Genomic DNA, 22145 nt, shown 5'->3' with positions numbered 1-22145 from the left:
TTCTACCCGAACCGCCTCGAAGCAGGACGCATTCCCGCGCCCCGTCGCGTATGTCAGGTCAGCGCGGCCAGCTCGGCCTCCAGGTTGCGGCGGGCCGGGGCCTCCCAGTGCGCGGTTCCGTACGGGGTGCGGAAGAGGCGCGGCAGTGCGAGCAGCTGCCGCAGGACGGCGGCGCGGCCGGTGCGGAAGGCCTCGTCGGGGACGAACGCGTACTCGGCGCGGACGGCGGCGGCGTAGGCGGCGTAGGCGTCGGGGGTGCCGGCGAGGACGCCGAGGTCGGCGTCGCAGAGCACCTCGCCGTTGGTGTCGCCGGGGGCGGGGTCGTGGGTGACGGTGAGCCGGACCAGGCGGGCCACCTCGGCGGTGCGGGCGGCGTCGACGCCGAGCTCGGGGAGGGCGCGTTCGGCGAGGGCGGCGCTGCGCTCCTCGTTCTCGGAGCGGTCGGGGCGGTAGACGGCGTCGTGGAACCAGGCGGCGAGCTCGACGGCGGCGGGGTCGGCGGCGTGTCCGGCGAGTACGTCGGCCCGCGCGAGGACGTCGGCCAGGTGCGCGGTGGTGTGGTACCGGCGCTGCGGTTCCGCCCAGGCGGTGAGGAGGCGGTCGGCGTAGGGGGCGGGGTCGCGGGTGGCGCCGGCGGCGGTGGCGGTGGCGTCCCAGCGGGCGCGGAGGGCGGCGGTGCCGGGCGCCGTCCCGGGCTTGGTGGGGGGCTTGGTGCCGGGCTGCGTGCCGGGCGGGGTGTCGCGCGGCGTGTCGGGCGTGTCCATGCGGACATTGTGGGGGTGGCGTCATTCTGCTGGTGGTGCACGGGGTGAGGCCCGTACTCTGGATATTGGACTAGACCTATTTCCACATGGGCATGAAGGATGGGATCACATGAGCAACCGTGCACTCCTGGAGGTGATCGCCCTCGACGCGGAGGACGCGGTCGCCGCCCAGGCGGGTGGAGCGGACCGACTCGAACTGGTCACCGACATGGCCGCCGACGGGCTGACCCCGTCGCGCGAGACCTTCGCGGCGATCAGGGCGGCGGTCGACATCCCGCTGCGCGTGATGCTCCGCACGTCGGACGGATTCGCGGCGGGCGACGTCTCCGCGCTCGTGGAGACGGCGCACGGGCTGCGGGCGGAGGGCGCGGAGGAGTTCGTCCTCGGCTTCCTGCACCCCGACGGCAGCCCGGACCTCGACGCGGTCGAGGCGGTGCTCGCGGAGCTGGACGGCTGCCGCTGGACCTTCCACCGGGCCATCGACCGCGCCGCGGACCGGGACGGCCTGCGCAAGGCACTCACGGACCTGCCCGGGCTGGACACGTACCTGACGGCGGGCTCGGCGGCCGGTGTCGCGGAGGGGCTCGGCGTGCTGATCGCGGAGGCCGCGGCGGGGCGGCGCGGTGAGCCGGGATACGAGCCGCGGATCCTGGTCGGCGGCGGTCTGTCGCTGGCGCACCTGCCGGTGCTCCGGGAGGCGGGCGTCGACGCGTTCCACATCGGCGGCGCGGCCCGTCCCTCCGGGTGGGACCGGCCGGTCTCGGCCGCCGCCGTCGCGCGGTGGCGCGAGGCACTGGGCTAGTTCCGGCCCCTGCCCTGCGGGGCCCTGCCCTGCGGGGCCCTTGCCCGGGCAGGGCGGAGGCGCCGGCCGTGCGGGGGCTGCTGCCGTGCGGGGGTTGCCGTGCGGCGGCTGTCCTGCGGGGGCTTGCCCCTCCCCGCCCTTCCACCGTTCCCAGGGGCTCCGCCCCTGACCCCGGTACGGGCGCGCGGCGCCCGTCGCCTCAATCGCCGGCGGGCTGGAGATTGAGGCCAGGGGACCCCGCCCCGCGCGGCGGCGGCCCGCAGCCCCCGCCCCGGCGGGGCGCCCGCAGGGGGTCAGGCCAGCGCCGCCGGCAGGGCCGCGGCATGCAGCGCCGTGAGGCCCGACACCGCTCGGGTGAGGCACACGTACAGCCGCCGCAGCCCCGTCCGCTCGTCCGGCTCGCCGTCCACGATCGCCGCCGGCTCGTCCAGGACCACGTAGTCGTACTCCAGACCCTTCGCCAGCGACGCCGGGACGAGGGTCAGCCGCGACTCCGCCGTCGTCTCCTCGCCGGGCGACAGGTACGCCAGCCCCGCCTCCGCCAGCGCCTCCGCCAGGACCGGGATCCGCGCGTCCGCCGCGATCAGCCCGATCGAGCCCTCGTGCGCGAGCGACGCCCGGCACGCGGCGATCACGTCCGCCGTCAGGCCGTCCACCGTCGACGGGGTCACCGTCAGCGACCCCGGCGCCTCACGCACCGACGACACCGGCGCCAGCCCCGGCGAGATCGCCGGCAGCAGCCGCGACGCGTACGCGATCACCTCGCGCGGCACGCGGAAGCCCGCCGTCAGCTCCTCCACCACCGCTTCCGGCTTCCCCAGGTGCGCCAGCGCCTCGTCCCAGCTGCGCGTCGCCCACGGGGTGGTGCCCTGCGCGAGGTCTCCGAGGACCGTCGCCGAGCCCGTCGTACAGCGCCGCCCCACCGCCCGGTACTGCATCGGGGACAGGTCCTGCGCCTCGTCGAGGACGACGTGGCCGAGCGAGGGCGTCCGCTCCACCAGGTCCGCCGCCTCGTCGATCAGCACCAGGTCCGCCGCCGACCACTTCGCCGACCTCACGCTCCGGAAAGGCTTCGTCCACAGCAGCAGCTTCTGTTCCTCGTCCGTGAGGACCCCGTCGGCGTGCACCGCCAGGAACTCCGCGTCCGACAGCAGCCGCAGCACCAGCTTCGCCGGCTCGACCAGCGGCCAGACGGCCTTCACCGCCGCCTTCACCGCCGCGTTGCGGGCCACCGCGTCCTGCACCCGGTCGTCCGGCGCCTCGCCCGCCTGCTCCATGCGGACGAGCACCGCGTGCGCGATCCGCCGCGGCAGCGCGTCGCGGGCGGCGCCGTAGCGGATGTCGCGGGCCATCAGCTCGGCGACGATCTCCTCCAGCTCGTACGCCGGCACCCGCCACCGGCGCGAGCCGCGCACCACCATCAGGGGCTCGGCGGGCGGGGTGACGTGCGAGCGGACCGCGCGCCGCAGGACCTCCGCCATGCGGGCGTCGCCCTTGACCACCGCCGTCGCGGCGGCGTCGGTGCCGCGCACCTCCAGGCCCTCGCGGGCGACGAGGTCGTCCACCGTGGCCTGCTTGACCTCCAGCTCGCCCAGCGCCGGCAGGACCTGCTCGATGTAGTGCAGGAAGGAACGGTTCGGCCCGATGACCAGCGTGCCCGTCCGGGCCAGCCGCTCGCGGTGCGCGTACAGGAGGTACGCGACCCGGTGCAGGCCGACGGCCGTCTTCCCGGTGCCCGGGCCGCCCTGCACGCAGACCGAGCCGGACAGGCCGGAGCGGACGATCTCGTCCTGCTCGGGCTGGATCGTCGCCACGATGTCGCGCATCGGGCCCACGCGGGGCCGTTCGATCTCCTGCTGGAGCAGCCTGCTGACGGCCGCCGCCTCGCCCGGGTCGGAGAGGTGCTCGTCCTCGTACGCGGTCAGCTCGCCGCCGGTGTAGCCGAAGCGGCGGCGCAGCGCCACGTCCTGGGGATCGGCCTTGGAGGCCCGGTAGAAGGGCTGGGAGACCGGCGCGCGCCAGTCGATCACCATCGGGTCGCCCTCGGCGTCGTGGACGTGGCGGCGGCCGATGTAGAACTGCTCGCCCCCGGCACCTTCGGCGAGCTCCGCGCCCGGGGCGTGCAGGTAGTCGAGGCGGCCGAAGAAGAGCGGGGTGTGGGCGAGGTCCGCGAGGGCCTTGATGCGGTCGTCGATCTGTGCCTGGAGGACGATGGCGTTCACCCAGTTCGCGGTGACGTCGCGGATGTCGAGGGCCTCGACGTCCTCGCGCATGGCGCGCAGGGCGGAGCGCGAGGCGGCCAGGTGGGCCCGCTCGCGGCCGAGCGGGCCGGTGGTGTCGGTGGTGTCGGTGGTGTCGGCGGTGGGGTCGGGGGCGTGCGCGGACACGGAGGAGCCTCCAGCTGGTGCGGTACGGAAAGCCCCCGGTTTCCGGCCGGAAGGCGGCACTCCCCGATGGACGGCGGGAGGCGGCAAGAGCGGAGATTGTAATCAGCGGGGCGGTGCGGCGCGAACGGGTTTCGGGGCCGGAAGTCCTGAGGGGGCGGGACCTCCGAACGGGTGTCATACCCGGGAGTGTCAGACCTTGGGCAGAGCCACTAGGGGATCCCATGGGCCGGGAGGAGGACGCGGGAGGCCTGCGGATTCCGTCCCGAGGGCGATGTGCGGGAAGGGACGGGGACGCACCATGGATACATGAGCACCGCAACCCTCAACCCGGTCCAGGGCGGGCGCCCCAGCGGCGCGACCGCCACCTCCGACTACCGTCCCCGCCACCGCGTCGGCGATGTCCTGCGCGCCGCGAAGGTCTTCGCCACCGCCGCCGTGAGCGTGGTCGTCCTGGGCGAGTACGCCGAGGACGCGGGCGTCATACGCCGCTGACGGCCCCGCTCACGGCCGCCTGCGTGGCCGTGCCCCCGGGCCGCCTGCGTGGCCGTGCCCCGGGCGTTCCGTTGGCCGTGTCCCCGGGCCGCCTGCGTGGCCGTGACTCCGGCCGTCCCGCTGGCTGTGTCCCCGGGCCGCCTGTGTGGTCGTGCCCCGGCCGTTCCGTTGGCCGTGTCCCCGGCCGTATCCCCGGGCCGCTTGCGTGGCCCTGCCCCCGGCCGTTCCGTTGGCTGTGTCCCCGGCCGTTCGCTGGGCCGTCCGTGTGGCCTGCCCCGGCCGTGCCCCGGGCGTTCCGTTGGCCGTGTCCCCGGGCCGTCCGTGTGGCCGTGTCCCCGGCCATTCCTTCGGCCATGCCGTTGGCCGTGCTCCGGCCGTCCGTGTGGCCGCCCGGCCGCCCGCCGTCCGATCCGCCGCCCGTCCGCTCGGGCGCCGCCGAGAGGCCAGGCGCGGCTTCGGGCGACTCCGTTCCCGCAGGCCTTGGCCTGAACTTGGCGGGGGGCCGGCGTTGATCCACTAGGGTCACGCGCGTGACCCGCAGTCCCCATTCCGCTTCTTCGTCCCCGCCGGTCGCAGGCGTGCTGGTCACGGGCTCGCTGCTCGCGCTGGGCGTCCTGTGCATCGCCCTGCGCATTCCGACGGCCGACGCCTTCCTCAGCGGCTTCTCCGCCGCCGATTGGCATCCGCCGGCCGCCTATCCGCCGTTCGCCGCGATCCTCTTCACGCCCGCCGCCTGGCTGCCGGCGGGTGTGCTCAAGGCCGTCCTCGTCCTCGGCAACGCCGGCCTGCTCGCCCTGCTGGTCCTGCTCTCCTGCCGGCTCGCCGGAGTACGGGCCCGGCGGGGGCCCGTACTCGCCGCCACCATCGCCGGACTCTGGCTGGAGCCGCTGTTCCAGAGCCCGCTGCCCGGCCAGATCAACCTGGCGCTCGCCTGCCTCGCCGTCTGGGACCTCGGCCGGCCCCGCGCGGCCCTCGGCCAGGGCTTCGCCCTCGGCGTCGCCGCCGGGATCACCCTGACTCCCGCGCTCTTCGTCCCGTACCTGCTGGTGACCTGGCGGGTCCGGGCCGCCCTGACCGCCCTCGCCGGGTTCACCGGCACCGCCCTGCTCGGGCTGCTGGTGCTCCCGGAGGCCTCCGCCGACTTCTGGGCCCACCACCTCCCGGCGGGCGGCCGGACCCTGCTGCGGGAGTGGCCGCAGCTGTGGGTGTGGGCCGTACCGCTCCTCACCGCCCTGACGGGCGCGGTCCACCGCCGCCGCACCCGCCACCCCGGTCACGGCCGCCCCGGTCACGGCCGCCCCGGCCACCGTCCGCCCGGGCGCGGGATCCCGGCCCCGCGACCGCCCGCCGCAGGCGGCGTCAGTCGCTCGCCAGGAGCTCGTCCGCGTCCATGATCCGGTAGGCGTACCCCTGCTCCGCCAGGAAGCGCTGGCGGTGCGCGGCGAAGTCCTGGTCGATCGTGTCGCGCGCCACGACCGAGTAGAACCGCGCCTCGTGCCCGTCCGCCTTCGGCCGCAGTACGCGGCCCAGGCGCTGCGCCTCCTCCTGCCGGGAGCCGAACGTCCCGGACACCTGGATGGCGACGGTGGCCTCCGGCAGGTCGATCGAGAAGTTCGCGACCTTCGACACGACCAGCACGTTGATCTCGCCCTCGCGGAAGGCGTTGAAGAGCTTCTCCCGCTGCGCGTTCGAGGTCTCGCCCTTGATGACGGGCGCGTCCAGGTGCTCGCCCAGCTCGTCGAGCTGGTCGATGTACTGCCCGATCACCAGCGTCTGCTCGCCCCGGTGCTTGCGCACCAGCGCCTCCGTGACCTTCCGCTTCGTCGCCGTCGTCGCGCAGAAGCGGTACTTCTCCTCGGTCTCGGCCGTCGCGTACGCGAGCCGCTCGGACTCGGTCAGGTTCACACGGACCTCGACGCAGTCGGCCGGCGCGATGTAGCCCTGCGCCTCGATCTCCTTCCACGGAGCGTCGAACCGCTTCGGCCCGATGAGGGAGAACACGTCCGACTCGCGCCCGTCCTCGCGCACCAGAGTGGCCGTCAGCCCGAGCCGCCGGCGGGCCTGGAGGTCGGCGGTGAACTTGAACACCGGCGCCGGCAGCAGGTGCACCTCGTCGTACAGGATCAGCCCCCAGTCCCGGGAGTCGAACAGCTCCAGGTGCGGGTAGACACCCTTCCGCTTCGTCGTCAGCACCTGGTACGTGGCGATCGTGACCGGCCGGATCTCCTTGCGCGTACCCGAGTACTCGCCGATCTCCTCCTCCGTCAGCGACGTGCGCCGCACCAGCTCGTGCTTCCACTGCCGCGCCGAGACCGTGTTCGTGACCAGGATCAGCGTCGTCGCCTTCGCCTTGGCCATCGCCCCGGCGCCCACCAGCGTCTTGCCCGCGCCGCACGGCAGCACGACCACGCCCGAGCCGCCGTGCCAGAAGCCCTCGACGGCCTGCGCCTGGTACGGGCGCAGCGCCCAGCCGTTCTCCTCCAGCTCGATCGGGTGCGCCTCGCCGTCCACGTACCCGGCGAGGTCCTCGGCCGGCCAGCCCAGCTTCAGCAGCGTCTGCTTGATCTGCCCGCGCTCCGACGGGTGCACGGCCACGGTGTCCGCGTCGAGCCGCGCCCCGACCAGCGGCGTGATCCGCTTCGAGCGCAGGATCTCCTCCAGCACGGGCCGGTCGGTGCTGGTCAGCACCAGCCCGTGCACCGGGTGCTTGGACAGGGTGAGCCGCCCGTAGCGGGCCATCGTCTCCGCGACGTCGACCAGCAGCGCGTGCGGGACCGGATAGCGGGAGTACTCCACGAGCGCGTCGACGACCTGCTCGGCGTCGTGCCCGGCGGCCCGGGCGTTCCACAGGCCGAGCGGGGTGATCCGGTAGGTGTGGATGTGCTCGGGAGCCCGCTCCAGCTCGGCGAAGGGGGCGATGGCCCGGCGGGCGGCGCCGGCGAGCTCGTGGTCGACCTCGAGGAGGAGCGTCTTGTCGCTTTGGACGATGAGGGGCCCGTTCACGCTGTCCCTTTCCGGCGGGGGTGCGGCCGCCCGGGCGCGGGCGGCCAAACCTCCAGTCTGCCGCATCCCGCCGCGGGCGGGGGTGTCCTGCCCGGCCGGGCCGGGGAAAAGGCGCTGACGCCGCCCGGCGGCGCGGCGTACGGTCCGGGCATGAGTGAGGATCAGCAGCCCTTCGTACCCGACGACTTCGACGTACCGCGCACGCTCTCCGGTGACGGCTTCCGGCTCGAACCGCTCGGCGCCGGGCACAACGCGCGCGACCTCGCCGCCTGGAGCGGGAGCATCGCGCACATCCGGGCCACGCCCGGCTTCACGGGCCGCAGCTGGCCGCCGGAGGCGGGCATGTCCGCCGAGGCCAACCTCGCCGACCTGGAGCGGCACGCGCGGGACTTCGCCGAGCGGCGCGGTTTCACGTACAGCGTCCTCGAAGGGGACGCGGAGGTCATCGGCTGCCTGTACGTCTACCCGGCGAAGGAGCAGCCCGGGCGGGTGCAGGTCAGCTCCTGGGTGCGCGAGGACCGGGCGCACCTCGACGCCGTCGTGCACGGGGCCGTGAGCGCCTGGCTGCGCGAGGTGTGGCCCTTCGGCGCCGGGCTGGTCGACTACGCGCCCAGGTGAGGCAGCGGGCCCGCCGGGTACGGGGTCTCGGCCGGGAGCAGCGCGCGGGCGGCAGCGGTGTCGCCCGCGCGGACCAGGGCGTGGATCTCCCGGGCCAGCGGGGTGACGTCGCGGATCGACACCGTCCACTCGTCGGCGTACGCCCGTGACGCCGGACCCGACAGGCCCAGCTGGAGCGAGCGGTGGGGCAGCGGGTTCAGGTGGAGGTCCCGCTCCGGGTCCCACTGCACCCGGGCGGGGGAGCCGGCCAGGGCGGCCTTCCACGCCTCGCGGTCCACGTGGACACCGGGCACGTAGTGCGACAGGCACGCCTGCGCGAGCGCCCGGTCGAAGCCCTCGCGGCTGATCTCCACCGCCAGGACGGTCTCCTGGTCGGCCTTCGTGGCCCAGCCGCAGCGGTACATCATCCACAGGAACGACGGCTTGATCCACGTCATCCGCTCCCGCTTCCACGCGGGCGGGAAACGCCCGTCGCGGGCCGCGGGCACGCCCAGGCGCGGGGCGTAGGCCTGGTAGACGGTGACGGTGGCGGCGGTGTGGGCGGCGCGGATCTGGTGCCGGGGGACCGAGGACGCGGACGCGGATGCGGACGCGGGGTCGGCGCCGGCTCCGGTGCGGGCTCCGGTTCCGCGCCGGGCTCCGGTTCCGCGCCGGGCTCCGGCTCCGGTGCGGGCTCTGGTGCCGGGTGCGGGTGCGGGCGCGGGTGCGCGTGCGGGTTCGGGGCGGGTTCCGGGGCAGGGTGCGGGTGCGGGTTCGGGCGTCGGGTGCGGGATCGCTTCGGACATGGCGCCAGCGTGCCCGGTCCCGCAGCCGCCGACCAGCGGTTTTCCGCCCGGCCGGGTCCCTGGTGCTGTGACCGGAAAGGCCCACAACCCTTTCCGGTCACAGCACTAGACCTGGTCCTCCGCCAGCTCCGCCACCCCCGTGATGCGGTGCAGGGCGTACGTGCGCACCTCGTCCGCCGTGTGGTCGTAGCCCGTGACGAAGCCGCCCTCCACCCGCACCGGGGCGATGACCCGCTGGCTCGCCGCCCCCTCCGCGTTCACGTACCCGATCCACACCGCCGACCCGGTCAGCGCCGCCGCCTGCACCGTCGCCAGGGTCTCCGCCGCGCTCGTACGCGGCAGCTCCCCCGGAGCACCCGAGGACTCCGACGCCGAGGCCGACGCCGGCTCCTTGCGCACGGCCGTCGCCGCCAGATCGCCCGCACGGATCGCCCGTACCGCCGCGCCCAGCAGCGTCGCGTCCGGCACCGGCGGCCCGTCCGGCACCGGCACCGGCGCCGAACGCGCCGGGGTGCGGTGCGCGTCCGCCCGCGCCACCACCACGTCGCCGGTACGGGACTCCGCCGCCGGCGCGTACCCCATCGCCCGCAGCCCCTCCAGCAACGCCGCCGGATCCGCCTGCGCCGCCACCACCGTCGGCGCGAGCCGCCGCAGACCCAGCGCCGCCGACCGCCGGTCGGCCAGGATCTCGCCCAGCATCGCGTCGTCGTCGCACCGCACGTACGAGGACGCCGCCCCGACCCGCAGGTGCCCGTGCCGCCGCGCCACGTCGTCGATCAGGTACGCGAGCGGCTGCGGAACCGGCGTACGGCTGTGCTCGGCCAGGAACGCGTGCAGGTCGGAAGCCGTCTGCCCCGAATCCAGGGCCCGCCGCACCGAACCCGGAGTGAACCGGTACACCGTCGCCCCGCCCTTGGACTCCACGTCCGCCAGCACCGCCAGGAACTCCCCCAGCGGCCGCAGCAGCGGACCCGGCGCCACCGCCGTCAGGTCCGCCTGCAACAGCACGTGGTCCACCGGCTCCGGCAGCAGCGGCGCCAGCAGCACCGCCGGATCCCGGTGCTCCAGCAAGGCCCGCCCGAACGAGCTGAGCGCACCCCGCCCCGTGACACCCAGCACCTCGGCCTCGTGCAGCGCCCACCGCGCCAGCCGGGCCCGCAGGACGCTCGTCCCGCGCGCCGGCCGCTCCCACGCGAGCCGCTCCAGCACCGCCTCCGGATCGGGCGCCCCGCCCTCCGGCAGCTCCCCGACCAGCTCCAGGACCCGGCGGCGCACCTCGGGCGCCGCCGAACGGTCCAGGTCCGGGCCGAGCGCCGACAGGGTGCGCCCCTTGGCGTCCTGCTCCCCGACCAGCCCCGCCGTACGGGTGGCCGGCAGCCACGCCGCCGCCAGCGCCGTCCACCGCTCGGCGGGCGGCAGCTCCCGCCACTCGTCGAACGCGGGCGTCGGCGCGTACCGCTCGTCGGCCTCCCCGTCACTGGCCAGCAACCCCGCCGCGAACGCCAGCTCCATCCAGAACGCCGCCGCGTCCTCCGTGGTGTCCAGCGCCGCCGCCGTCCGCTTCAGGTCCCGCACGGCCAGCCCGCCCGCCCGCAGCACCAGCGGCCCCGCGTGCTCCCAGGACTTCACCAGCTCCTCGACGGTGGCCGGCGCCGCCAGTGCCTGGCCCGCCGCGTTCGCGTCCACAAGCTGTGGACGGTGCTCCCGGTGCACACCCACCACCGGCGCGACCGGCGCCGTCAGCCGGTGCGCGAGCCCGCCCCGCAGGTGCAGCGCCACCTCCCTCGGCAGTACGACCGTCCGCGCCGAAGCCGGCAGCAGCAGCCCCCGGTCGCGCAGCCAGCGCACCGGCGGCGTCGGATCCGGCGTCACCTCCCCGTACGGCGGCCCCCACACGAGCCGCCCCAGCACCTGGTGCGCCTCCGCCGGAGCCCCGTCCAGCAGCGCCGACATCCGCTCCGGGTCGGTGAACAGCGCCGTCAGCGCCGCCACCGCCGACACCGGATCGTGCGTCGCCGGCAGCCCGGCCGCCGCCACGATCTCCTGCACCCGGGTCGGCGACATCCCCGCCGTCGCCTCCGCCACGGTCGGCCCCAGCCCCGTCGGGGAGGGCCGCTGCGCCGACGGGGCGAGCAGCTCCCGCGCGGTGCGCACCAGCCGCAGCCGGTCGTCGTCCCCCCACACCAGAGCCTGGTCGCGCAGGGTCCCCAGGGCCCGGGGGAGGGCGTCACGGGCCGCTTCGTCCTCACCGCCGGAACCGGTCAGCAGCGCCTCCAGCACCGGGTACGGGCACGGGTCCGGGGCCACCGCGAGGGCCTCGGCCGTCTGGAGCGCGAACCGGTCCAGCCGGTCCAGGGCGCGCACCACCGAGGCCCGGGTGCCGGCGCGCGTGGCCAGCTGGGTGACGTCGCCGGGCACCGGGTTCAGCAGGTCGGGGCGGGCGTGCAGCAGGGCGGCGAGCGCCACGTCGTCGCGGGCGCGGAGCGCCTCGGCGAGGGAGCGCGGGGCGTTCGCCGCAGCGGTACTAGCCTCGGGCACGTTGGTCGCCTCCTGGTCACGCCGGCCGGACCGCCGTCCGGTCCCCATCCGGCCAACGGTATCCGCTGCGCCGTCGGCCGCTCCACGGACGCACGCGCTACCGTCGGGGGCGTGGCGATCGAGAGCGACCATCTGGTCTACGAATACCTGAGCCGCGTCGGGGACTTGGCGCAGCGGCGGCAGCTGTCGTCCGCGGACCGGATGCGGCTGGTCTCGGGGCTGCGGGACGAGATCGACCGCCGGCGCGCCAAGTACGAGCCCGACACTCCGGCCGCCGTACGCGGCATCCTGGAGCGGATCGGCACGCCGGAGGAGGTCCTCGACACCGTGGGCGCGGCCCGCGCGTCCACCCCGCCCGCAGGGCTGGGGGTGCCGGCGGGGGTGCCGGCGCAGCGGGGCAGCACCCCGAGCGTCCCGCGGGACGCCCCGCGGGACGTGCCGGGGAACGTCCCGCCGCACCTGGCCGGTCTCGACGAACTCGGGGCGACCGCCGGAGCCGAACCCGACTGGTGGAGCCTGTCCCCGGGCGCCTCCGGGCGGGGGCCGCAGGTGGAGGGATTCGCGGGCGGCATCGAGTTCCCGGAGCTCTTCCGCGAGCGGGAGGAGGAGGCGGGGGAGGAGCAGAAGAAGCCCGAACCGGCCGGGACCCCTCCCGCAGGGGCGGGCGGCTTCGTACGGTTCCTGCGCGACCGGCGCGAACGGCGCGAGCAGAAGAAGGCCGCCGCGCCGGAGGGGGAACCCAGGCCCCGCCCCCACGCGTTCCTCCTGCTGGCGGCGGCGCTGCTCCTGGCGGGAGCCCTCACCGGGTACTGGCTGCTGCTCGGCGCCGGAGCCCTGGTGGCGTACGCCTCCCGCGTACTCGGCCCCCGCGAGCGCAAGTGGGTCCTCCTCGGCCTGCCCGCAGCCGTGTTCACCCTGGCCATGCTCTGGCTCTGGGGCCGCACCACGGGCCGCTGGGGCGACCCCCTGGCCTCCGACCAGGTGGGCCAGACCTTCCAGCCCCTCTGGCCCACCCTGGCCCGCACGGCGGCCGCCATCACGGCGGCGTACCTCCTGTGGCGCTCCCGGCGACGGTAGGGCGCCTTCGCGCCCCCTCGCCTGCCGGGCGGGGGTGTGGGGGGCGGTAGCCCCTTGGGCCGGGTCGGGGAGGTGCTGGGGGTTTCCCGTCAGTCCCATCGTCGTTCCGTGTCGTGCCGGTCCGTCAAGGGCGCTCCCTTCGGTCGCGTCACTTCGTGATCGCCTTCGGCGACCCTTGACCGACCGGCCCGCCCCGGAAAGCCGAAAGACTGCCGGGAAACCCCCAGAAGAACGGTCACGGGGGAGAGGAGGAGGGACGGGCCTGTCATGGACGAGACGAGGGACCGGGCCTTGGCCGGCCGGGCATCCGGGCCCCAGAGGTCAGGATCCGGAGCCGGGGGCGCGGCTACCCGCAGGAAAGGTCGATCAGAGCGACCTGGGGACCACCCAGGCGCAGCAGATCGCTACGCGCTCCTCTCGGATGGCGTCCGGCGACCGTCCGGGGCTGATACATGCAGCAGAGGACGACCAGAGCAGCGCAGGAAGCGGTCAGGCGCGACAGATCGCTACGCGCTTCTCCGATCTCGGCGGCCGGCCGCCGTCTGGGGCTGGGCTGGGGCGGGTTCGACGTTGGCGACGGCGGTCGTGAACTCGCGCCCCGAGGCGTTGCGGATGTAGGCCAGTTCCATCCAGCGCTCGTAGGCGACGGAGTTCGAGACGTTCTCGTTGATCACCGCCATCAGCTCGCCTTCCACGCCAGAGGCGGTGTCGCGCACGCGACGGCGGAGCAGGCGGTGGGGGACGTACTCGTACTGCTCAGTCATCGACTGCCTCCCGTGCGGCTGCACCTGTTGAGGTGCCGGTAGACGACTACGGAACTGCCAGAGGCCTCCTCGATGGCTCCGCGACGCACGGCTTCCAGCGGCTCCACCTGGCGAAGGCAGGCGGCACACCTGCTCCCCGGCGGGGCGTAAGTGACGTACTCCCACTTGTGAGGGTCGTTGTCCGTGGCAAGCGCCTTGGCCCGCGCCATGGTGCACCCCTTCGTCGTTGTCTGACGTTCGGTGCGTCATCCTTCACCGCTGGTCAGCGGCGCAGACGGATCATGCGCGTCTTGGACTAAAGATCACCTGAGGGCGGCTGCGCACCCGCTGAGGAAGGCTCGTGCGCCTTCCCCGAAGACGGCCCGCTCCTCCAAGCGCGAAAACTCGTGCAGATGCCCCATCACGTCGCGGGGATCCCGAAAGACCATCACCCCGGAGGACAGTTCGACCGTGGCCATGCGGTCGTCGTAGACCGTGAAGGTGTTCAACGGTGCGGGCCCCGTCGGCACCGTTATGGGGATGACCCCAAGCCTGACGCTCGGCAGATGCGTGAGCGAGGCCAAGTGGTCGATCTGCACGGCGAGCGCGTCGGGACCGACGAGAGGCCAACGGACGGCTTGCTCCGTGAGGATGAACGTGAACCGCTTCGACCGGTCGTACAGCACCTGTTGCCGTTCGAGTTTCCTGGCGATCGTCTTTGCGTGATCGCCAGGAACGTGAGCGAGGCTTGCGCGGATGTACTCGGGCGTCGAGAGGAGCCCTGTGATCATCGACAGCAGGAAGAAGCGGAACTCTGCTGACGACGCTTCAAGGCCGGCGAGCTCCAGCTGTTTCTTGTCGAGGCCTTTGCGACGCATCCCACGGGCGCCCTGCCACTCCGTGTTCGCCCGCCGTGCCAGGGTCATGACCTGAGTGACCAGCGTCGAGGGTGCGTCGCAGGCGCGGAGGAGTTGTTCCACGTCCACCAGGGACGGGCGTACCTTGCCGTTCTCGATGCGACTGATCTTGGACTGGGACATGTTGCAGCGGGCAGCGACCCGAGCCCCCGCGAGGCCGGCCCGCTTGCGGACGGCCTTCAACAGAGCCGCCAGTTCTTCGCCTGACTGGTCCAGTTCTTCGGGTTCGACCGTCACCTACCGATGTACTCCAGGAATGGAACGGACGCCTCTACGGCGATCCGCTGGTACTCGACGAACGGCGCGGGGTCGCCTGCGTACAGCTCGCGGCCGATCTGCCTGCCGTCGGCCTCGTAGTGCATGAGCACGACTGTGGAGCGGTCGAACATCCAGAAGTCCTGCACGCCGGGCAGCGGGTTCGGGCGATGGGTCACATCGAGAATGCGGATGTCTTCTCCGGCGGGATGTCGTCCTGTAGACATTCGGACAGTCGCCCTGCCCGCAAGTTCCCCCATTGCCGTTGCCGGTGAGCCTGGTCAGTTCCTCATGTGCCATGAGGAGCCTCCTCCGTGACAGGCCCTGAGTGGACCTGGTGTCCATGACCGTACGGGGGACCTCTGCACCCGTCCATGCGCGAACGGGACTATGCACGTCTTCGCATAAAGGCGCCCCGGGCCTACGGCTGTCGCATGCAGATCTCTGAGCGGCGGTCGGCCGCCGACAGACAGAAGCGCGTAGCGATCCGTCGCGCCTGACCGCTTCCTGCGCTGCTCTGTTCGTCCTCTGCTGCGGGTATCAGCCCCGGACGGTCGCCGGACGCCAAGCAATGAGGAGCGCGTAGCGATTTGTTGCGTCTGGATGGTCCGCAGGACGGTCCTGTCGTCCTTCCGTGCAGGTAGAGCACCTGTGGTCCCGGATCTCGGCTCCTGGGGGCCCGGATGCCCGGCGGGCCGGCCCCCGGTCCCTCGTCTCGTCCATGACAGGCCCGTCCCTCCCTCTTCTGCCCCGTGACCGTTCTTTTGGGGGTTTCCCGGCAGTCTTTCGGCTTTCCGGGGCGGGCCGGTCGGTCAAGGGTGGCCGAAGGCCATCGCGCAGCGACGCGACGAAGGAGCGCCCTTGAGGGACCGGCACGACACGGAAGGACGATGGGACTGACGGGAAACCCCCAGCCCCTCCCTGAGACGGGCCAAGGGGCTACCGCCCACCGCACCCCGCCCCCGCCCCCACCCCCTCGCGGGGGAGACAGCGCCCCCGCCGGGCGGGCCCCGTACCCCGCCCCACCCCCATGGGCACCCCAGCCGCGCGTAAAGGGGGTGTAATGGGAAACCGTCACAGAGCTGACATTTCGCCAAATACCGGCATCCGATAAGCCAACCTCCGCTTACGTTCCCGCACCTCGCTGGAGCCTCGGCACAATGGCGCTATGACCTCCCACATCCCCCCACAGCTCACCGTCGGCTTCGACCTCGACATGACGCTCATCGACTCCCGGCCCGGCATCAAAGCCGCCTACCAGGCGCTTTCCGCCAAGACCGGGGCGTACATCAACGCCGACGAGGCCATCACGCGCCTCGGGCCGCCGCTGGAAGAGGAGCTCGCCTACTGGTTCCCCGAGGAGGAGATCCCGGCGATGCGGGACCTCTACCGGGAGATGTACGTCGACCACGCCATCCTGCCGACGCCCGCCATGCCCGGAGCCCGCGAGGCGGTCAAGGCCGTCCAGGCCCTCGGCGGGCGGGCCATCGTCGTGACGGCGAAGAACGAGCCCAACGCCCGGCACCACCTGGAGCACCTCGGGATAGAGCCCGACGCCGTCATCGGCTGGCTCTGGGCCGAGGCCAAGGCGAAGGCGCTGCGCGAGTACGGGGCGCAGGTCTACGTCGGCGACCACGTCGGCGACGTGCGCGGCGCCCGCACCGCCGGTTCGCTGTCGGTGGTGGTGCCGACGGGGCCGTGTTCGGAGACGGAGCTGCGTGAGGCCGGCGCGGACGTGGTGCTGAACGACCTCACGGAGCTGCCGCAGTGGCTCGCGGAGTACGAGCGGGCCCGCGCGGCCTGAGCGCCCGCGCCCGCGCCCGGCGGAAGGCCAGGGCGAAGGCGAAAGGCCACGGCGGAAGGCCAAGGCGAAACGCGGAAGGCGTCAGGCGGCCTGGGACTCCCGGGCCGCCCGGCGCTGTGCGGCCGCCGAGCGCAGCACGCCCGCCGCCGAGATGGCGAAGCCGACGCCCATCAGCATGCACACGGCCCACGCGTAGGACGGGAACGGGTCGGTGCCCAGGAACAGCGGGGCCATGGTCGCCAGGGTCGCCACGGCGCCCACCACGAACACGATGCCGCCGGCCTTGACCAGGCCGTCGCCGGCCCGTGCTTCGTCGGGATGAGGAGTAACAGTCACCCCACCAGGGTAGTTCCCTGGCCGAAGCGGTGGAGCGCGAAGGACCGGGGAACGTCTTGCCAGCGGTTTCTGGACCATTAGCCTGGAGGAGGCGGGTCGGAGGACCCGCTGTACTGCTATCCGGAGCCGTTCACCACGGCGAACCGGACCCGACGAGCACAAGGACAGAGGACGGACGTGCCTACCGGCAAGGTCAAGTGGTTCAACAGCGAGAAGGGCTTCGGCTTTCTCTCCCGTGACGACGGCGGAGACGTCTTCGTGCACTCGTCGGTGCTCCCGGCCGGGGTCGACGCCCTCAAGCCCGGGCAGCGGGTGGAATTCGGAGTCGTCGCGGGGCAGCGCGGTGACCAGGCACTTTCGGTGACGGTGCTGGATCCGGCGCCCTCCGTCGCGGCCGCCCAGCGCCGCAAGCCCGACGAGCTCGCCTCGATCGTGCAGGACCTGACGACCCTGCTCGAAAACATCACGCCGATGCTGGAGCGGGGCCGTTACCCCGACAAGGCGCACGGCACGAAGATCGCCGGTCTGCTGCGCGCGGTGGCCGACCAGCTCGACGTCTGAGCAGCGCACGACGCGCGTACCGGTGCCCCGCCGCTCGCTCCGAGCGGCGGGGCACCGTCACGTCGTACGCGTCACGGGAAGCGCAGGGCGTCCGCGGGGATGGCCGGAACGAGCCCCTCGGCCGCGGCCCTGGTCAGCAGCCCGCGGACGGCCGCGTACCCGGCGTCGCCGAGGTCCGCCGTGAACTCGTTGACGTACAGCCCGATGTGCTGGTCGGCGACCGCCGGGTCCAGTTCCTGCGCGTGGGCGCGTACGTACGGCCGCGAGGCCTCCGGGTCGTCCCACGCCATCCGCACCGACGTACGGGCCGACTCGGCCAGCGCGCGCAGCGTCTCCTCGCCCAGCGAGCGTTTGGCGATGATCGCCCCGAGCGGGATCGGCAGCCCGGTGGTGGACTCCCAGTGCTCGCCCATGTCGGCGAGGCGGTGCAGCCCGTAGTCCTGGTACGTGAACCGGGCCTCGTGGATGACCAGTCCGGCGTCCACCCGGCCGTCACGCACGGCCGGCATGATCTCGTGGAACGGCAGCACGACGACCTTGCCGACGCCGTCCGGGAGGACGTCCGCCGCCCACAGCCGGAAGAGCAGGTAGGCGGTGGAGCGTTCGCTCGGCACCGCGACCGTGCCGGCGGAAAGGTCCACGCCGGGCTCGCGCGTCAGCACGAGCGGCCCGCAGCCGCGCCCCAGGGCCCCGCCGCAGGGCAGCAGCGCGTACTCCTCCAGCACCCACGGCAGGACGGCGTACGACACCTTCAGCACGTCCAGCTCGCCGCGCTCGGCCATGCCGTTGGTGATGTCGATGTCGGCGAAGGTCACGTCGAGGGCGGGCGCGCCGGGGACGCGGCCGTGCGCCCACGCGTCGAAGACGAAGGTGTCGTTCGGGCAGGGCGAGTAGGCGATGGCGAGCGGTTCAGCGGTGCTCATGGCGTTCTCCCCAGGTGACGAGTACGGGTCCCAGCGCGCGGAACCCCGCGGTCAGGGCGGCGAGCGCGTCCCCGATGCGCCAGGCGGCCCGGTCGCGCGGCCCGACGGCGTTGGACACGGCGCGGACCTCCAGGACCGGCAGTCCGTGCGCGGCGGCGGCCTCCGCCACCCCGAAGCCCTCCATCGCCTCGGCCCCGGCCAGCGGATGCCGGGCGGCGAGCTCGGCGGCACGGGAGGCACTGCCGGTGACGGTGGACACGGTCAGGACGGGCGCGAGCAGCGCCCCGGTGGCCTCGGCGGCGCGTGCGGCGAGCTCGGCGGGCGGCAGGTGCACGCTGCGGCCGAAGCCGAGCTCCTGCACCGGCAGGAACCCCTCGGGGGTCTCGGCCCCCAGGTCGGCGGCGACGAGCGCGTCGGCGACCACCAGCGAGCCGAGCGGGGCGGCGGGCGCGAACCCGCCGCCGATGCCGGCGGAGATGACGAGGGAGTAGTCGGCCAGCGCGAGCGCGGTGGCCGTGGCGGCCGCGGCGGCGGCCGGGCCGACACCGCCGACGAGGACGTCGGCGGCGAGACCGGGCAGGTCCCGGCGGGTGAGGGGGTACCTGCCGGGAAGGTGGCGCGGCTCGGGCGTGACCGGATCCGGATGAGGGGTGAGACCGGCGGCCACGGAGTCTGCCTCCGCGGCCACCGCCGTCACGATCAGCGCGCGCACGCCGCTGCGCCTGCCGCTACTTCTTCAGCTTGAGCTTGAAGGACCAGACGTTGAGGGGCTTGCCGTCCTCGCCGACCTGGACGAAGCCGAGCAGCTTCGACTGGGGCGCCTCGCCCTGGCCGCCGGTCGCGAAGACGTCGGCGCCCTGGAAGCTGCGGTAGGTGTTCGAGGAGGGCTCGGTGATCGGCTGGCCGTCGAGGACCGCCTGCCACTTCTTGCCGTCCTCGACGATCTCGGGCTCGACGCCCAGGCGCAGCGTGTCGCCGCGGCCGTAGTCGATGGTCTTGGCGTTCTTGGGGTCCGTCAGGCACTCCTGGACCTTGTCCATGGAGAGGTCCTGGCCGTTGGAGCTGCAGTCGGCCTCGGATTCGGCGGACACCGACGAGCTGCCGACGGTCACCGTCGCGAGCGGCGTCGGCTTGTCGCAGGCGGACAGGAGGAGGAGGCCGGCGGACACGGCTCCGAGGGCCGCGACGCTGCGGCGGGCCCTACCCGGGAAAAGCGGTGCGGTCATGAGCCGAAGGCTATCGGGCCGGTGGGCCGCGCCGCCGCACGGGGGTGCCGGTGCCCCGGCCGGGCGTGGCGGCGGGTGCGGCGGGCCCCTGGCCGGGCCGTGGCGGGGCGGTCGGGGCTCCGCCCCCAGACCCTCCCCCGGCTACCGCGGGGAGGTGCCCCCAGCGTCTCGAGCGCCGGCGGGGCTGAGATGGCCGGCGCTCTCAGCCCCGGGGATTCCTACGCCACGCGGGGGCGGGAGGGGGTCGGGTGGCGGGTGGGGGTGGTGAGGAGGCCCCTCACCGCCATGGCGGTGCCCAGGGCCACCAGCGCGGCCGCCACCGACATGCCGAGGACGCCGTTCAGCGGCAGGGCGATGCCGATCGCGCCGCCCAGCACCCACGCCACCTGGAGCAGCGTCTCCGAACGGGCGAAGGCCGACGTCCGGACGGCCTCCGGGACGTCCCGTTGGATCATCGCGTCCAGCGACAGTTTCGCCAGCGCCTGGCAGAAGCCCGCCGTGGCGGCCAGGACGGCCATGAACAGCCCGCTGAAGAGCACCGCCGACACGATCGCCACGCCCAGGGTGACGGACAGCACCGCCGCCACGATCGCCTCCGGGGCCCGCGCGCGCAGCCATGCGCCGACCGCCGTCCCGGCGGCGTTGCCGGTGCCCGCCGCGACGCCGACGATGCCCAGCGACACCGCCGCGCTCTGCCCGGCGAGCGGGTGCTCGCGCAGCAGGAACGCCAGGAAGAAGATCAGGAACCCGGACAGCGCGCGCATCGACGCGTTCGCCAGCAGCCCGCACAGCACCGGACGGCTGACCGTGCGCAGCCCCGGGCGCTTCGAGTGCGCCTCGTGGGTGGACAGGCGGGCCCGGCGTTCGCCCTTGGCGTCGTCCACCTCGTGGGGCAGCTGGAACGCCGCGAAGGTGCCCCAGACGAAGATCGCGCAGGCCCCGTACAGCGGCCACGGCGGTCCGATCGTGTGCAGTCCGGCCGCCACGGGTGCCGCCGCGCCGGTGGCGAGGAGGCCCGCCAGCGTGACCCTGGAGTTCGCCTTGACGAGTGAGAACTTCGGCGGGAGGAGGCGCGGGACGACGGCGCTGCGTACGACGCCGTACGCCTTCGAGGCGACGAGGACGCCCAGTGCCGCCGGGTACAGCTCCAGCCCGCCGGTGGCGACCGCGCCGGACATCGTCAGCGCCAGCAGGGCCCGCGTCAGCATCGCGCCCGCCATCGCCGCCCGCCGGCCGTGCGGCAGCCGGTCCAGCAGGGGGCCGATCACGGGGGCCAGCAGGGTGAAGGGGGCCATGGTGATGGCCAGGTACAGGGCCACTCGTCCGCGTGCCTCGTCCGTGGGGACGGAGAAGAACACCGTCGAGGCGAGCGCCACGGTGATCATGACGTCGCCTGCGCCGTTGATCGCGTGCAGTTCGATCAGCCGGCCCAGTCCCGACTCACCCGCCCCGTGGGCGTGCGTGGCGCGCCGGATGCCGCGCGCCGTACCGGTGATGGGGAGGTGCAGGGCACGCCCGACGGCCCGGCCGGCCCGCCTGGCCGGTCCCGGGCCGCCTGCGGACGACCGTACGGGTGCCACGTGGCCATAGTGCCCCACAGGGCCGTCCGGGACCCCTCCCGGCACGTTCCCGGCCGGACGGGGACGGGGTCCGCGAGGGTTCCCGGACTCCGTCCGCACACCCGCGTCGCGCGTGCGTTGTCCGCGAATCGGACCTCGCATGTGGGCCGAAGGCTTCGAAGGAGGTAGCGTGCGTAGCGCGCCACCGGCGGTTGCACTTGGCCGCGCGCCTCTTCGTGATCCCGCAGAATGGATCACAGTGGGGTGCGCCCGAGGCCGATCGGGGCGCGGACGTCGACGCGGCCCTCTGGTCCGCTCCGCCCGCGCTACGTACGGACGAGACCGACGGGTCGTTGTGGACGACAGTACGGACGGCGCACTCGTGAGACGGCGTAGGAGAGAACGAGACCTGTGAGTGCTGCGACGACGCGAAGCCGTACCCCGCGTACCCCGCGTACGCCCGCCCCGGACCGCCTCTGCGCCGAGGCGGTCGAGTTCGCCCGCGCGGCGGCCGAAGAGGCCGCCCACCCCGGTGTGGTGGGCGAGCACGTGTCCGTCGTAGCCGAGGGCGACCGGGTCGTCACGCACTTCTTCGAGTGCAAGGAGCCGGGCTACCGCGGCTGGCGCTGGGCCGTCACCGTGACCCGCGCCTCCCGCGCGAAGAACGTCACCCTCGACGAAACGGTGCTCCTTCCCGGCGACGACGCGCTCCTCGCCCCCGAATGGGTGCCGTGGAGCGACCGGCTGCGCCCGGGGGACATGGGCCCCGGCGACCTGCTGCCGACGGACGCCGACGACCTGCGGCTGGAGCCGGGCTGGTCCGGGGAGGACGCGCCCCCGCCGAACTCGGTGGTCTCCACCGAGATGGCCGAACTGGTCGAGGCGGAGGACGCCGACGTCACCGACCGGGTGGTCGTCCCGGCGCGCGGCTCCATCAGCGCGGTCGCGGAGGAGCTCGGCATGCGCCGTGCCCGCGTCCTGTCGCGGTACGGGCTGCACACGGCGGCCGACCGCTGGGACGAGTCCTTCGGGGCGAAGACGCCGATGGCGCAGGCCGCGCCCGCGTCGTGCGTCTCGTGCGGGTTCCTCGTGGCGATCGGCGGCTCGCTGGGGCAGGCCTTCGGCATCTGCGCGAACGAGTTCGGCCCGGCCGACGGCCGGCTCGTGTCCCTGTCGTACGGCTGCGGCGGCCACTCGGAGGCCGCGGTCATGCCGAAGCCGCCGCGGCCCGCGCCGCCGGTGCTGGACTCGATGGCGACCGACGAGTTCCCGCTGCGCCCGGCCGCCGACACCGGCTCGGTGCCCCCGGCGGACCTCCCGTCCGCCGACCTGGGGCACTCGTAGCCGCTCCTCGT

20 protein-coding genes and 1 pseudogene are annotated in these 22145 nt (G+C 74.0%); 8 read left to right on the top strand and 13 right to left on the bottom strand.

Annotation, left to right across the window (positions count from 1 at the left end):
- Nucleotides 1–53: 53 nt before the first annotated feature.
- Entirely contained in the window at nucleotides 54–764 is a 711-nt protein-coding gene (locus AC069X_RS34775) for an HD domain-containing protein (RefSeq protein ID WP_478735109.1), read from the bottom strand.
- Between the two features lie 109 nt (nucleotides 765–873).
- Between AC069X_RS34775 and AC069X_RS34770 the strand changes: the two genes are divergently transcribed.
- Nucleotides 874–1566, top strand: a complete 693-nt coding sequence (locus AC069X_RS34770; RefSeq protein ID WP_478735107.1) for a copper homeostasis protein CutC — start codon at nucleotides 874–876, stop codon at nucleotides 1564–1566.
- 293 nt (nucleotides 1567–1859) lie between these two features.
- On the opposite strand, the gene AC069X_RS34765 is transcribed toward AC069X_RS34770, so the two are convergent.
- Entirely contained in the window at nucleotides 1860–3953 is a 2094-nt protein-coding gene (locus AC069X_RS34765) for a HelD family protein (RefSeq protein ID WP_478735105.1), read from the bottom strand.
- A gap of 306 nt (nucleotides 3954–4259) precedes the next feature.
- Between AC069X_RS34765 and AC069X_RS34760 the strand changes: the two genes are divergently transcribed.
- Together AC069X_RS34760 and AC069X_RS34755 are read left to right on the top strand one after the other, a co-directional pair.
- Nucleotides 4260–4445, top strand: a complete 186-nt coding sequence (locus AC069X_RS34760) for a hypothetical protein (protein ID WP_478735103.1) — start codon at nucleotides 4260–4262, stop codon at nucleotides 4443–4445.
- Nucleotides 4446–4975: 530 nt separating this feature from the next.
- On the top strand, nucleotides 4976–5839 hold the full coding sequence (locus tag AC069X_RS34755) for a glycosyltransferase family 87 protein (RefSeq protein ID WP_478735101.1): 864 nt from the start codon (nucleotides 4976–4978) through the stop codon (nucleotides 5837–5839).
- Here the strand turns inward: AC069X_RS34755 and AC069X_RS34750 are convergent.
- A complete protein-coding gene (locus tag AC069X_RS34750) occupies nucleotides 5805–7448 on the bottom strand; it encodes a DNA repair helicase XPB (protein ID WP_478735099.1) in 1644 nt (547 codons plus the stop codon). The two genes, AC069X_RS34755 and AC069X_RS34750, sit on opposite strands and share 35 nt — an antisense overlap.
- Nucleotides 7449–7598: 150 nt before the next feature.
- On the opposite strand from AC069X_RS34750, the gene AC069X_RS34745 reads away from it, so the two are divergent.
- A complete protein-coding gene (locus tag AC069X_RS34745; protein ID WP_478735097.1) occupies nucleotides 7599–8066 on the top strand; it encodes a GNAT family N-acetyltransferase in 468 nt (155 codons plus the stop codon).
- Here AC069X_RS34745 and AC069X_RS34740 read toward each other — a convergent pair.
- Together AC069X_RS34740 and AC069X_RS34735 are read right to left on the bottom strand one after the other, a co-directional pair.
- Nucleotides 8051–8617: a DUF4291 domain-containing protein gene (locus tag AC069X_RS34740; RefSeq protein WP_478735141.1), complete on the bottom strand. Its 567-nt coding sequence runs from the start codon at nucleotides 8615–8617 to the stop codon at nucleotides 8051–8053. The two genes, AC069X_RS34745 and AC069X_RS34740, sit on opposite strands and share 16 nt — an antisense overlap.
- A 339-nt stretch (nucleotides 8618–8956) precedes the next feature.
- Complete coding sequence (locus AC069X_RS34735; protein WP_478735095.1) at nucleotides 8957–11437, bottom strand: helicase C-terminal domain-containing protein; 2481 nt, start codon at nucleotides 11435–11437, stop codon at nucleotides 8957–8959.
- A gap of 63 nt (nucleotides 11438–11500) precedes the next feature.
- On the opposite strand from AC069X_RS34735, the gene AC069X_RS34730 reads away from it, so the two are divergent.
- A complete protein-coding gene (locus AC069X_RS34730) occupies nucleotides 11501–12466 on the top strand; it encodes a hypothetical protein (protein ID WP_478735093.1) in 966 nt (321 codons plus the stop codon).
- 506 nt (nucleotides 12467–12972) lie between these two features.
- Here AC069X_RS34730 and AC069X_RS34725 read toward each other — a convergent pair.
- The 3 genes and pseudogenes from AC069X_RS34725 to AC069X_RS34715 all read right to left on the bottom strand — a co-directional run.
- Nucleotides 12973–13230, bottom strand: coding sequence for a hypothetical protein (locus AC069X_RS34725; protein ID WP_478735091.1), 258 nt, complete (start codon nucleotides 13228–13230; stop codon nucleotides 12973–12975).
- 302 nt (nucleotides 13231–13532) lie between these two features.
- Nucleotides 13533–14363: a helix-turn-helix domain-containing protein gene (locus tag AC069X_RS34720; RefSeq protein ID WP_478735089.1), complete on the bottom strand. Its 831-nt coding sequence runs from the start codon at nucleotides 14361–14363 to the stop codon at nucleotides 13533–13535.
- A pseudogene (locus AC069X_RS34715) lies at nucleotides 14360–14587 on the bottom strand (DUF6879 family protein); the annotation flags it as partial. The gene AC069X_RS34720 and the pseudogene AC069X_RS34715, both read right to left, overlap by 4 nt.
- A 962-nt stretch (nucleotides 14588–15549) precedes the next feature.
- Between AC069X_RS34715 and AC069X_RS34710 the strand changes: the two are divergent.
- Nucleotides 15550–16185 (top strand): HAD family hydrolase, encoded by a 636-nt coding sequence (locus AC069X_RS34710; RefSeq protein ID WP_478735087.1) that lies wholly within the window; start codon nucleotides 15550–15552, stop codon nucleotides 16183–16185.
- 81 nt (nucleotides 16186–16266) lie between these two features.
- On the opposite strand, the gene AC069X_RS34705 is transcribed toward AC069X_RS34710, so the two are convergent.
- On the bottom strand, nucleotides 16267–16521 hold the full coding sequence (locus AC069X_RS34705; RefSeq protein ID WP_478735086.1) for a hypothetical protein: 255 nt from the start codon (nucleotides 16519–16521) through the stop codon (nucleotides 16267–16269).
- Between the two features lie 177 nt (nucleotides 16522–16698).
- On the opposite strand from AC069X_RS34705, the gene AC069X_RS34700 reads away from it, so the two are divergent.
- Nucleotides 16699–17082 carry a cold-shock protein gene (locus AC069X_RS34700; protein ID WP_037924790.1) on the top strand — a complete coding sequence of 128 codons (384 nt, stop codon included), beginning with the start codon at nucleotides 16699–16701 and terminating at the stop codon, nucleotides 17080–17082.
- A gap of 71 nt (nucleotides 17083–17153) precedes the next feature.
- Here AC069X_RS34700 and AC069X_RS34695 read toward each other — a convergent pair whose 3' ends face one another.
- The 4 genes from AC069X_RS34695 to AC069X_RS34680 form a co-directional block, all read right to left on the bottom strand.
- Nucleotides 17154–18005 carry a 1,4-dihydroxy-6-naphthoate synthase gene (locus AC069X_RS34695; RefSeq protein ID WP_478735084.1) on the bottom strand — a complete coding sequence of 284 codons (852 nt, stop codon included), beginning with the start codon at nucleotides 18003–18005 and terminating at the stop codon, nucleotides 17154–17156.
- Nucleotides 17992–18717, bottom strand: a complete 726-nt coding sequence (locus AC069X_RS34690; RefSeq protein WP_478735082.1) for a futalosine hydrolase — start codon at nucleotides 18715–18717, stop codon at nucleotides 17992–17994. Before AC069X_RS34690 ends, AC069X_RS34695 begins: the two co-directional genes overlap by 14 nt.
- A 16-nt stretch (nucleotides 18718–18733) precedes the next feature.
- Nucleotides 18734–19231 carry a DUF2771 domain-containing protein gene (locus AC069X_RS34685; protein ID WP_478735080.1) on the bottom strand — a complete coding sequence of 166 codons (498 nt, stop codon included), beginning with the start codon at nucleotides 19229–19231 and terminating at the stop codon, nucleotides 18734–18736.
- 218 nt (nucleotides 19232–19449) lie between these two features.
- Nucleotides 19450–20811, bottom strand: coding sequence for an MFS transporter (locus AC069X_RS34680; RefSeq protein ID WP_478735079.1), 1362 nt, complete (start codon nucleotides 20809–20811; stop codon nucleotides 19450–19452).
- A 390-nt stretch (nucleotides 20812–21201) separates the two neighbouring features.
- Here AC069X_RS34680 and AC069X_RS34675 point away from each other — a divergent pair, with 390 nt between their 5' ends.
- Nucleotides 21202–22134, top strand: a complete 933-nt coding sequence (locus AC069X_RS34675) for a DUF3027 domain-containing protein (RefSeq protein ID WP_478735077.1) — start codon at nucleotides 21202–21204, stop codon at nucleotides 22132–22134.
- Nucleotides 22135–22145 lie beyond the last annotated feature (11 nt).

Source organism: Streptomyces sp. NPDC043896 (assembly GCF_056435605.1).
Note: the sequence above shows the minus strand (reverse complement) of the source record. Positions and strands in the feature narration are given on the sequence as shown.